Source organism: Psychrobacter sp. CAM01 (genome assembly GCF_032842965.1).
GTDB lineage: Bacteria > Pseudomonadota > Gammaproteobacteria > Pseudomonadales > Moraxellaceae > Psychrobacter > Psychrobacter celer.
In genome coordinates, this window is record NZ_JAWJBL010000008.1 from 543,367 (window position 1) to 555,807 (window position 12,441).

At 47.3% G+C, this 12,441-nt stretch carries 10 protein-coding genes; 9 read left to right on the forward strand and 1 reads right to left on the reverse strand.

What is annotated here, in order from left to right; genetic code table 11:
* Positions 1-134: 134 nt before the first annotated feature.
* Positions 135-293, reverse strand: a complete 159-nt coding sequence (hemP, locus tag R0I52_RS05925) for a hemin uptake protein HemP (RefSeq protein ID WP_227672156.1) — start codon at positions 291-293, stop codon at positions 135-137.
* Between the two features lie 323 nt (positions 294-616).
* Between hemP and R0I52_RS05930 the strand changes: the two genes are divergently transcribed.
* From R0I52_RS05930 to R0I52_RS05970, 9 genes are all read left to right on the forward strand, one after another.
* Positions 617-1,768 carry an NUDIX domain-containing protein gene (locus R0I52_RS05930; protein ID WP_317053561.1) on the forward strand — a complete coding sequence of 384 codons (1,152 nt, stop codon included), beginning with the start codon at positions 617-619 and terminating at the stop codon, positions 1,766-1,768.
* A gap of 511 nt (positions 1,769-2,279) precedes the next feature.
* On the forward strand, positions 2,280-3,494 hold the full coding sequence (locus R0I52_RS05935) for a lipocalin family protein (RefSeq protein WP_317053562.1): 1,215 nt from the start codon (positions 2,280-2,282) through the stop codon (positions 3,492-3,494).
* A gap of 192 nt (positions 3,495-3,686) precedes the next feature.
* Positions 3,687-5,132 carry a glyceraldehyde-3-phosphate dehydrogenase gene (locus R0I52_RS05940; RefSeq protein WP_317053563.1) on the forward strand — a complete coding sequence of 482 codons (1,446 nt, stop codon included), beginning with the start codon at positions 3,687-3,689 and terminating at the stop codon, positions 5,130-5,132.
* Positions 5,133-5,393: 261 nt separating this feature from the next.
* A complete protein-coding gene (gene cgtA, locus R0I52_RS05945) occupies positions 5,394-6,602 on the forward strand; it encodes an Obg family GTPase CgtA (RefSeq protein ID WP_075100692.1) in 1,209 nt (402 codons plus the stop codon).
* Between the two features lie 78 nt (positions 6,603-6,680).
* On the forward strand, positions 6,681-7,853 hold the full coding sequence (gene proB / locus R0I52_RS05950; protein ID WP_075100693.1) for a glutamate 5-kinase: 1,173 nt from the start codon (positions 6,681-6,683) through the stop codon (positions 7,851-7,853).
* 278 nt (positions 7,854-8,131) lie between these two features.
* Positions 8,132-9,268 (forward strand): uroporphyrinogen decarboxylase, encoded by a 1,137-nt coding sequence (gene hemE / locus R0I52_RS05955; RefSeq protein WP_317053564.1) that lies wholly within the window; start codon positions 8,132-8,134, stop codon positions 9,266-9,268.
* A gap of 179 nt (positions 9,269-9,447) precedes the next feature.
* Positions 9,448-10,515, forward strand: coding sequence for an N-acetyl-gamma-glutamyl-phosphate reductase (gene argC, locus R0I52_RS05960; protein ID WP_317053565.1), 1,068 nt, complete (start codon positions 9,448-9,450; stop codon positions 10,513-10,515).
* Between the two features lie 113 nt (positions 10,516-10,628).
* Entirely contained in the window at positions 10,629-11,504 is an 876-nt protein-coding gene (locus R0I52_RS05965; RefSeq protein ID WP_317053566.1) for a hypothetical protein, read from the forward strand.
* A gap of 114 nt (positions 11,505-11,618) precedes the next feature.
* Positions 11,619-12,029, forward strand: coding sequence for an ATP-dependent Clp protease adaptor ClpS (locus R0I52_RS05970; RefSeq protein WP_207968905.1), 411 nt, complete (start codon positions 11,619-11,621; stop codon positions 12,027-12,029).
* Positions 12,030-12,441 lie beyond the last annotated feature (412 nt).

Here is a 12,441-nt window from a genome sequence, read left to right on the forward strand (position 1 = left end):
ATTTTCCTTATTTGGCTGCAATCTATCTCATTGCTATCCCTATTTTTAAAATGGGGGCACGCTCCAATAAAAAACGCCTTTGAATGAAGGCGTTTTTTATTATCAGGGATGTCTGATAACAGACAGATACCCATTTATTTGGTCAAAATCAAACGGTTATTACGAGTTAGGCGCAGGCGATACTCTTCGCCTTCATGTTCGATACGGACCTCTTTGGTTAAGGCAAATAGGTGCTGCGACTGCAAAGTAGGCAGACGATTTTCACGACAGTTTAAGTAACGAGAGATGACCATGCTCATAATAAATTCCTTTTGATAAAGTGATAAAACAATAAGTAGCAATAGAACTGCCACCTTTAACGATAATAATTATCATTTAGATTTAATGATTTTGCAAGCCAATTGATAAAATAAAATGCAGTTATTATGTAAACTTATATAAACCCCTTGCCATCAATCACTTTTTTGCGCTCGCCGAATATCGAAAACCAGCAGTTTGCTAAAATCAGCGTACCACTAAAGGCAGTCAGATCGCAGTCAGTATTTCGTCATCAATATCATCCATTACTACTATTATTACTATTTTCAAGTAGCTATTAATGCCCTCAAGGACACTCATGACCCACTCAAACCACCCTTCGCTCATTACCAACACTGCCCACATGCCTGCCAGCACCAAAGCCAGAGCCAGCACCAACGTTGTCAATGTTGCCGTGGCGGTCATTTATTATAAAAATTGCTATCTCCTTGGGTTTCGTCATGCCGCGCAGCATCAGGGCAATCTTTATGAGTTTGTCGGTGGCAAGGTCGAAGCAGAGGAGAGCGCCGAGCGGGCGTTAATACGAGAAGTCGCCGAAGAGACAGGCATCGACGTCGCTGACAACCTGATGGTCAAGCTTGGCCGTATCCATCATGACTATGGTGATAAGCAGGTCAGCTTGCAGGTATATCAAATTGAGCTGACAGCAGAGCAATACGAGCAGCATAAACTGGCTGAGTATGGTCTAGAGGGGCAGGCACTCAAGTGGGTGGATAAGCGAGCGTTACTGGCAGGTGAGTACCCATTGCCAGCGGCCAATCGTACGGTTTTACAGTGGCTGCAGCTGCCACCTGCCATCGCCATCACTTACCCCTTAGCGCATTTTGGCGGCCACACCGATCCAGCGGCAGCATGGCTGGCCTACCACCAGCAGCACCTTTTGCCCAGCGCATGGGTGTATGTACGGCTCAAAGACGCAAGTGTGTCACGCGCTGACCGAACAATTACCCAGCTCATGCAGCAGCGACCAGATATTCAGGTTATTTTGCCATTAACTGATGGTAGCCTTAGTAGCGCTGAGATTAGGGATACGCTCACCTCTCAGGCGCTAATGACACATCCGTCCATCAGCGCATACCATCTGACTCACACGGAGCTGCTGCACTGGCAACATAGCCAATGTGATCAGACGGTCGCTGCCGACTCAATACCCGCAGGGCAGCCACTTATTGTCAGCTGTCATGATGCCGAAAGCATCGCCGCCGCCAATCAGCTGGCACGCATGCGCATCGATCAGCAACTGCCGCCCGTCATCGGTATTTTTGTATCGCCCGTCCTATCTACCCAAACGCATCCTGATACTGCGCCACTTGGCTGGCAGGCATGGTCCGCACTGACCAAACTGGCTGACATGCCCGTCATTGGTTTGGGTGGATTGTCGCCGTCAATGATCGATAAGGCCAAGCAATACGGCGGCGTCAGTGTAGCGGGTATTCGTCAGTTTTTATAGGCCCAGAAAAGCAAAAACACAATAAATATTAAGTTGGCTAAGCCACTGATTTTTTAGCGTATTTATCTGCTTGGTAAACATGTATTTATATTGCATCATAAACACATATTTACTTACAAACCGTTGCGTTTCCCTACATTGCGACACTGTTTTTGTGGGGTAGCTGGTCTTAATATATACCGTCTAACAAAGTCAATTAAATACCGATAAATACCGATTAAAGCGCGTCTAGGCAGCTGACTGTTTATCGCTTATCTAACGATACCTTATTATAAAAGCAGTATGGCGGACACAGTATTTAGTAAATAGTATTTAACAAAAAGGCGCGTTGATGCTTACCTAAATTTTCAGGCATTTAGTTTAATCATACATAGAAAGCCGGGCGATAGAGAACGACGCCTTTATAAGCTCAGGGTAAGATCACGGTTACACCCATTAGGTGTTATCTATAATGTATAAGATTGACAGTGTATCAAGCACATTTAACAGACATAATAAATACGGTATATCTATGAAAACCAACAAGTTACCTAAATCAGCTTGGTCTGATTCACAGGAAGCTGGTTCTCAATCTCAGCAGAGCAGCTCATTTAGTAACAGCTATTTACACAGTGAATTGACCAAAAACAGCGCGCAGCAAACAGACAATGTCAGTCATGCTGCCAGCAATGATGCCAGCTATCGTGATGGTCTGGTAGATGAGATAGTGAGCAGCAGGAATTCACAGCCAGCGCCCACTCAGGTGTCTTTACAAGACAGTTATTTTGGTTATAAAAAGATGAGCAAAAAACCTGCCAAAATAAAAGACTCTGCCATGATGGACGACATCCAAGCAACCTCGCTGCCAAAACATACGCACACGACATCAAAGTACTCAGCGGGGTATGGACAAACGCCTGCGGACAATACCGCGCAGCAAGGTACCCTCAATGCCTACGACAAGTCTAATAAAGTAGGCGCGTCATCAAAGCCTAGCTCATCAACAGCCGATGGGCAGACATCCTATGGCTCTACGTCTTATACAGACTCATACAGCGAAATACCGGAGCGCGTATTTATGAATGGATTGATCAAGCACACAGGCATAGCGTTAGCGATCATCATACCTCTGGCGGCGTTTTCTGCTTATGCTGCATCGCCTGAGACAACCACCGCGGCAAAAACCAGCAGCGCTGAAATGACAGAGACACTAGCTGTGCAGCCAAATGATATCATCCATAAATCTGCGACCACGCCGACCACAGTCGATAGTGTAGATCTAAACAAATACGCGGGGACGTGGTATGAGATAGGTCGTTTGCCGATGTATTTTCAACGTAACTGTGCAGGCGATGTGACGGCCAGCTATACGCAAAAGACTGACGGCTCGGGCGTTATCGTCACCAACAAGTGCTTGGATAGTGACGGCGCAGAGATCGTTGCTGACGGTTTGGCCAAACCTGCCGATGCCACTGGTAGTAAACTCAAGGTCACGTTTTTGCCATCGTGGATACGCTGGCTGCCAGTGGGCCGTGCCGACTATTGGGTGCTGGCACGTGATGATGATTACAAAACTGCCTTGGTAGGGACGCCTGACAAAGACTATCTTTGGTTGTTGGCACGCTCACCCGATATTGCTCAAGAAACGTACGCCAAATATCGTCAAATTGCCCAGCAACAAGGCTACGATTTAAAAGAATTTAAGCTGACACCGCAGTCCAAGCAAACGGTAAACTTGGTCCCATAATACCGTTCGCGTGGTTAATGACTGGCAAAATAGGGCGTTTTAGGCTAAAATCTAGGCGCTCTACATACTCTAATGCAAATAACCAAAATCCAGAGTCTAGATGACTCCATAAGTGTCAACGCTTAGAGCTTATACTGCCCATCTATTTATTTTTCTTCACACTTTACTGTTCATACATTACTGACCATAAGGATGTTTCTCGTGAGCAACGCTGATACCTTACGCCAATTACATCAAGACCACTTGAGCAATTACAACACCCAAGAGCAACAAGCCATTGAGCTAATGGGGCTGCTAAATAAGCTTTATAATGAGCAAGACGTACAAGTGACTTTGTTCGGTGAAACGCTAGATACCAGCTCAGTGGGTCAAATATTGGCACTGCATCAAAAAGTAGCACTGCGTGAGCAAGGCGCAAAGACCATCCAGGTCGCTGACACCTTGGCCATGGTAAAAACTTTGGCAGAAAATAAAGACCTTCAAGCCGCTCGTATCGATGTCGGCCAGCTAATTGCTTCTGACACTGATGTACAGGCTGCTCTGCAAGCCGTCAACCATGAGCAAGGGGCGATGAATAGCGCCACTGACGTGGTACTATACGGTTTTGGCCGTATCGGTCGTATCTTAACTCGCCTATTGTTATCACAAGCATCTAGTGCCAAAGGCTTGCAGTTAAAAGCCATCGTCGTACGTCCTGCAAAAGCAGGCGATCTGGCCAAGCGTGCGTCGTTGTTAGAGCGCGACTCTATTCATGGCAGTTTTGCTGGCGGCGTGACGGTCGATGAAGACAACAACGGCCTGATCATCAACGGCCGCTTTGTACAAGTGATTTATGCCAATGACCCAAGCGCCATCGATTATACCGCTTATGGCATCGCTGATGCGTTGGTGATCGACAACACGGGTATCTGGAAAGACGAAGATGGCCTTGGTAAACACTTACAATCTACTGGTGTTAAAAAAGTACTCCTAACTGCGCCAGCAGGCGGCGATATCAAAAACGTCGTGTATGGTGTCAACAATGACACAGTCGGCGATGATACTATCGTTAGTGCAGCCAGCTGTACTACCAACGCTATTACCCCAACGCTAAAAGTACTAAACGATGAGTACGGTATCGAAAACGGTCACGTCGAGACCATTCATTCATTTACCAATGATCAAAACCTAATTGATAACTATCACAAATCAGACCGCCGTGGCCGTAGTGCAGTATTGAACATGGTCATCACCAGCACAGGCGCTGCAAAAGCAGTCGGTAAAGCGTTACCGGAGCTCAGTGGTAAGCTAACTGGCAACGCCATTCGCGTTCCGACCCCCAACGTTAGTCTGGCGATTTTGAACTTAAATCTAAAAACCGCCCCAGAGAGTGCTGATGCGTTAAATGCGTTTATGCGCAAAATTGCCAATAGTCACACTTGGCAGTCGCAAATCGCTTATACAGACTCGACTGAAGCGGTGTCGACCGACTTTGTTGGGACCACTCATGTTGGTATCGTCGATGCGCAAGCAACTATTTTGACTGATAATCATGCTATCGTATATATCTGGTATGACAACGAAGTAGGCTATAGTACTCAGGTCTTGCGTTTGGCTACCCAGATGGCAGGCATTAGCTATACGCAAATTCCTGCATAAAACGTAAGCTAAGCGCTGCAAACTCAAATATAATATAAAGCACCCGATAGTCCGATTGGTTATCGGGTGTTATTGTCATCATGAAGGCGAAGTGCTAACTACTAAATGCTAAGTTTTAAGCGCTAAGTGCCAACTACTCAGTGCTAAGCGCCAACAATAGGACTTTGGCAGTCGTCATGACAACACCCCCTAGCAAAAACCTAAAATACAGCCGCTGGTTGTAGCCAGTTATAGACTGGATTGTAAATTAAGGAACGTAAGATGCGATTTATTGATGAAGCCGTCGTAACGGTAAAAGCAGGTGACGGTGGTAACGGAATCGCCAGTTTTCGCCGAGAAAAATATGTCCCACGTGGTGGCCCTGATGGCGGTGATGGTGGTAGCGGCGGTGATGTCTATGTCATTGCTGATGACAACACCAACACCCTAGTGGACTATCGCTATACGCGCCGCTATGATGCAAAACGCGGTGAAAATGGACAAAGTAAAAACTGTTCAGGCAAAGGCTCAGAGGATATTTATCTGCCTGTGCCGATCGGTACGACGGTGGTCGATACCGAGACTGATGAAGTATTAGGAGATTTGGTCGAAATTGGTCAGACGCTATTGGTTGCTAAGGGCGGCGATGGTGGTCTGGGCAATACCCATTTTAAAAGCTCGACCAACCAAGCACCGCGCAAGGCGACTTCAGGTTTTGAGGGCGAGTTAAAAGTACTTAAGTTTGAGCTAAAAGTCGTCGCTGATGTGGGATTGGTCGGTTTGCCCAATGCGGGTAAATCCACCTTTATCCGTCAGGTTTCGGCTGCCAAACCAAAAGTAGCGGATTATCCCTTTACCACGTTGGTGCCAAACTTAGGCGTCGTCGATATCGGTCGCCATCGCTCGTTTGTCATGGCAGATATCCCAGGCTTGATTGAAGGCGCATCCGAAGGGGCTGGGCTGGGTATTCGCTTTTTAAAGCACGTGGCCCGTACGCGTCGTCTGCTACACTTAGTCGATGTTAAGCCCGTCGATGGTAGTGATCCGGTAGAAAATGCCCGCGTGATCTTAAATGAGCTTGAGCGTTTTTCTCCTGAGCTGGCCAACCTCCCGCAGATTTTGGTACTCAACAAAATCGATCAGGTCGCTGAGGAAGACTTAAACGAGCTGTGTACGCATATCGTGGCCGAGCTTGGCTGGACAGGTATGGTCTTTCGCACCTCTACCTTGACTGGAGAAGGGGTGGACGCGGTCAAATACCACCTGATGAACGATATTGAGCGTGAGCGCGAGCGCGAGATAGAAGACCCTATCTTTGCTGAAGCACAAAAAGAGCGTTTTGCGCGTTTGGAAGAAGAAGTCCGCCTAAATACCGAAGCCCAGCGCGAAGCATATAGAGCCGCTCGCCGAGCTGCGCGTGAAGGCATAGATAACAACGACGATCGTTTAGATGACGACGAAGATGGCGTTGAGGTGGTTTATGTGCCTTAAGCTATGACGCTTAAGCTGATATACTTAAATGTTTAGAGCAACCCCCGTAATCAATTGACACAAGACACAGGAGTTTATATGGCAGATGACATAGCAAATACGACCGAAGAAGCAAGGTTTATTAAGCAAACTCGCAACTTTGATATTCAGCGCGTTATTGTCAAGATTGGCTCATCGTTATTAACCAATAACGGCCGAGGGCTGGATCGAACTGCCATTTACGAATGGGCCAAGCAAATTGCAAAGCTGCATAAGCAAGGCGTGGAAGTGCTGCTGGTGTCCTCTGGTGCAGTTGCCGAAGGTGTGGTACGTATGAACCTTGAGGAGCGCCCACGGAAGCTTGCTGCCTTGCAAGCGTGTGCATCCATTGGTCAGATGGGTTTGATTGAGACCTGGTGGTCGGCTTTGATTCAACACGGTATCCAAAGCTCACAGCTTTTGCTGACGCACGATGATTTGTCCAACCGTAGTCGTTACCTAAATACCACTGGTGCCTTGACCCAATTGTTGGACTGGCGCGTCCTGCCGGTCATCAATGAAAATGATACCATCACTATCGACGAGATTAAGTTTGGTGACAATGACACATTGGGCGCGATGGCAGCGGCGATGGTCAATGCGGATTTGTATATTATCCTCACAGACCAAGAAGGCGTCTTTACAGACAACCCGCGTGACAACCCCAATGCCAAGATGATTCGCCAAGAGCGCGCGATGGCAGATTATTTGTTTGATATCGCAGGTGATGGCGGCAAGCTTGGGCGCGGCGGTATGCTGACTAAGATCCGCGCCGGTCGCCTTGCTGCTATGGGCGGCTGTCCGACGGTGATTGTCAGTGGTGCGATCGATGATGTCATCACTCGAGTGGTCTCAGGCGAGGCGGTGGGTACGCTATTGACCACCAATGATGAAGATAAAATCATCGCCCGCAAACAGTGGCTGGCCGCCCATCTACGCATGTCAGGCACCCTGATCGTCGATGCTGGAGCGGCCAAGGCAGTGGTCGAGCATCATAAGAGCTTATTGCCTGTTGGGGTGGTAGAGGTACGCGGCGATTTTGATGAAGGCGATGTGGTAGAAGTGGTGCACCAAGACACAGGCGAGCGTATCGCGGTCGGCCAAGTCAACTTTTCATCTCGTGATGCGTGCCGTGTGGCTCGTGAGCGAACTGAGGAGTTTGATAAGATACTTGGCAATCATGAAGAGCGCGTGGTCATGGTGCACCGAGACAACCTAGCACTGACCGTCTGATCCTATTTAGCGGTCTGATCGCTATTTTCAATGACGAAGGTGTGTCCTTACTTTTATCAATGAATATCTAGCGATAGATATTTGATTGAGGACACGCCCTAATAATAAATGGCATTTAAGCTTAAGCTTTGGGCGCTCCTATCAACTCATGAGACGGTTTTTAGTATTTATATGCCGCCATCTATACGTTATCAGCGTTTATCATTTTTTATTCACTTTATTTATCCAGTACAGTATGCAAAGAGATATAAATACTGTGCGGTTTTGGAGATTTGTACATGAGTGCTTCAGACAATAATCATTCGGCTCAGCAAACGTTTGCGCCGTTAAAAAACGATAGATTGCTACGTGCCTTACGCTTTGAGCCCGTTGATACCACCCCTGTTTGGATGATGCGTCAAGCTGGCCGTTATTTACCAGAATATAAAGCCACGCGGGCAGAGGCTGGCGATTTTATGAGCTTGTGTAAAGACACTGCGCGTGCCACCGAGGTCACCTTACAGCCACTGCGTCGTTATGATTTAGATGCGGCGATTTTATTTAGCGATATTTTGACCATTCCTGATGCGATGGGTTTGGGTTTGTACTTCGAGACAGGCGAAGGCCCAAAGTTCAAGTACCCGATTCGTCAGCAGGCAGACCTTGATAGACTGCCAGTGCTGGATATGAATGACTCGCTTGATTATGTCATGCGTGCGGTGACCAGTATTCGTCAGGCGCTAAATGGCCAAGTACCCTTATTTGGGTTTTCTGGTAGCCCTTGGACACTAGCCACTTATATGATCGAAGGCGGCAGCTCAAAGGACTATCGTTATACCAAAGGTTTTTTGTATAGCAATCCTGAGTTTTTGCATCAGTTATTGGATAAGTTAGCTAGCGCAGTGGTGGATTATTTGGATGCTCAAGTGGTCGCTGGTGCTCAGATTTTACAGATATTTGATAGCTGGGGCGGTGCGCTTGGTCATCGTCAGTTCGTTGACTTCTCTCATGCCTATAATAAGCGTATCGTTGCTGAGCTAAAGGTTCGTCACCCGCAGATCCCAGTGGTTCTATTTACCAAAGGCGGTGGTCTGTGGCTAGATGTGCAAGCAGACAGTCAGGCGGACGCACTCGGGCTGGACTGGACCATGCCGCTAGATCGCGCGCGCCAAGTGCTCAATGAGAGCCAGCGTCAATTGACCAAGCAGCACAAAAAACTACAGAGCAGCAAAGCACTACAAGGCAACTTAGATCCAGCAACCTTGTACGGCTCGCCTGCGACCATCCGCGCAGAAGTAACGGCGATGCTCGATAGAGCCTACGCAGATGGTGAAAAAACAGGCTACGTGGCAAACTTAGGTCACGGTATCACGCAGTGGGTCAACCCTGACAATGCCAAGGTGTTTATTGATGCGGTCCATGACTATAAACTTTAGTTATAGCGCATGAGCCATACTTTGATGTGAGAGTAAATACTGATCGTCAGTCGAATCCCGCGACTGGTACTGTCCGCGAGCTTGATGAGAGTAGGGCGGCACTTGCGTTTGTTTTCTGGTTACTTTATTTTTAGGCATGATGTTACTCAAGTAAAAAAACAAGTAAAAAAGGATATCTTATGATTTCAGCAGCTATTGTCGGCGGTACAGGCTATACAGGTATTGAGCTTATTCGCTTATTGTCTGCCCACCCCAACGTGTCTCTTGATTTGCTAACGTCACGTAGCGAGGCGGGTACGCGCGCTGATGAGATATTTCCAAGCTTACGCGGTATATCAGACATCGTTTTTAGTGATTTGGGTGAAGATACACTTGGGGCGTTACAAAAGTGCGATGTGGTGTTTTTTGCGACCCCTCATGGAGTGGCGATGAAGCAGGCCGAGGCGCTCACGCAAGTGGGCGTTAAGGTCATCGATTTGGCTGCTGATTTTCGTTTGCAGTCCTTGACGGATTTTGAGCACTGGTATCAGCAGTCGCATGCTTGCCCTGAACTGCTAAAAACGGCTGTTTATGGCTTACCTGAGGTCAATCGTGCCAAGCTTGCCGAGGCGCTGGTCGTGGGCAACCCTGGTTGCTATCCTACCACGGCGATTTTAGGTCTCAAGCCTATTATCGAAAAACAAAACACCCAAGCAGATAGACTGATCGAGCCGCGTATCGTTATCGATGCAAAATCTGGTGTCTCGGGCGCTGGACGTCAGGCAAAACTTGCGCTCAATTATGCCGAAACAACAGACAACTTTAAGGCTTACGGCGTTGAGGGGCATCGTCATCTGCCTGAGATCGAGCAGGGTGTGGCGCAGTTACTAGGCAGTCAGTTTACGCATCGCATTCGTTTTTTACCCCATTTGGTGCCGATGATACGCGGTATGCTCAGCTCCATTCATATGGAGATGACAGAGGCTGGGACGGCTATTGACTGGCAGCAGGCATTCGAGAATGCTTATGCAAGCGAGCCATTTATCGATATCATGCCCAAAGGCAATTATCCAGATACCCGCAGTGTCCGCGCCAGTAACCGTCTGCGTATAGCGATACATCAAGACAACGAGCGCGCTGAACTGACAGTGATCGTGGTACAGGACAACCTCGTAAAAGGAGCAGCAGGGCAAGCGGTACAAAATATGAATGTCATGTTTGGGCTTGAGGAGTCATTGGGATTGAATTTTGCACCTATTGTCCCTTAAGGTGTTGTTTTGTTCGCTTTTTTCTCAACTTGTCATTCACATTTATGGTGCTAGGTATTGATTATAAATTCCGCTATACTAACTTGCCCTTACTATTAAGAGATACTGTCTAAATGCGTATTCAGATCGCACTACGCCTTAGCCCGCAGCCAGCATGTGTACCATGCCAAGCCTTTGCTCCATGCGATATGGTACAAAGGAAGCAGTCTTTTAAAAACAGCGCAGCGAGTAATATGGGGCGCACGCAGCAAGGCGCTTCGTCGTTGGTATTGGCTTTGTTTGTGGTGGTGATTCTGGTCACCGCGATGGTGGGGCTGATGTTTGGTCACAAGCTTGGTTATCAGCGCGGTGCTCACTCGATGCAAAACGAAGCCAAACAAGCGATCATTAATAGTAAAGAGGCCAGTAAAGAGCTGGAGGATTTGCGTCTAAGTAATAAGATTGCGAACAATCAAGCCGCCACTGCCAAGCAAGAGCTGGCAATTAGCTTGGCAAACTTACATGAACTGCGTGAAAATCAGAAAACTCTGACAGTAGAAAACCGCCAACTGATGCAGCTAAATGAGGTGTATGCAGAGGCGCTCACTGAAAAAGGCGGCATGCCACTAAAGATACTGGGAGCCAAGATTGAGCCGCTACCTGAGAATGCTTTTGAGTATGGGTTTGATATTGGTATGCTCAGTGCGGATGGCTCAGCCAAGCTTTTACAACCGACCTTGACTTTGTTCAATGATGACGAGCTGGTCGAAGTGCCACTTGAGCCGGCAAACCATATGATAGAAGGTATCGTACGTATTCGCGGTCGTTTTATGATGCCATCAGGCTTTAAACCTCTACAAGTCAAGCTCAGCTTGCAAGCAGGCGATCAGCAAGTAGAACAGCTGTATGACTGGAAGCTGGGCGACAGAGTGGACAATATGCCGCTGTCTTTGTTGGATCTGCCTGAGGTGGATGAAAGCCCGATTGAGACAAAGAGTACGACAGACTAGCGGCCATCTGTCTGTTCAGATCGACATCAATAACAGACGATAATAGTCTGCCTGCTAGTTACCACCTTTATCACTCCTATTACTTCAAACTTACCTTATAATTATACTTTGATTATGATAAAACAAACGACACTACAAGATGCGCCAACGGTATGCGATTGGCACTTTCCAAACCTACCCGCCCACCGTGCCCAAGATGGTGATACAGAAGAGGAAACCTCACCGCAAGCAGACGTACTGGTGGCTGAGCCAGAAATCGCCAAGCCGCCGATGTATGCGGTGGTCATGTACAACGACAACTACACACCGATGGAGTTTGTAGTGTATGTCCTGCAGTCGGAGTTTCGTCATAGTATGGATGCTGCTGTGGAAATTATGCTGACTATTCATAATAGTAGTAAAGGTATCGCGGGCATCTACCCAAAAGATATCGCTGAAACTAAGGCCAAAAAAGTCAACAGTCTGGCTCACCGCGAAGGGTATCCGTTATTGACCCAAATCGAACCACATCAAGGGGAAGGATAATAGCGACGTCTGATGCCCACATTTTTACGGAAGCCTGAAATGAATAAGTATGGTTGTTGATGGTGTTTATCAGTCATTTCCCCATCACCATACAAGTCGCTCAATGAAACAGTGAAAAAATAAAGCAGTGAGATAATAAAGCGATGTTTTCTCTCGCTGTACTGTTTTTATAATGAATTCACTATCACGTTCCCATTCTTCACCTTACTTCTGTGTCTCTGCCTCTTTGTTGTTTGTTTTCCATTCCGCCTGTCTGTTTATCTATCTTGCTGTCTTGACGCAATATGCTTCGATACATTTTAGTCGATGTTAATAGATTGACTATGGGTAAATATCGTGTTGAGATAAAGAAAAGCGAATATGAGTCATAATGCCTTGTACTCGACTGCTCGGCGCAGGCTTAATCGTCGAT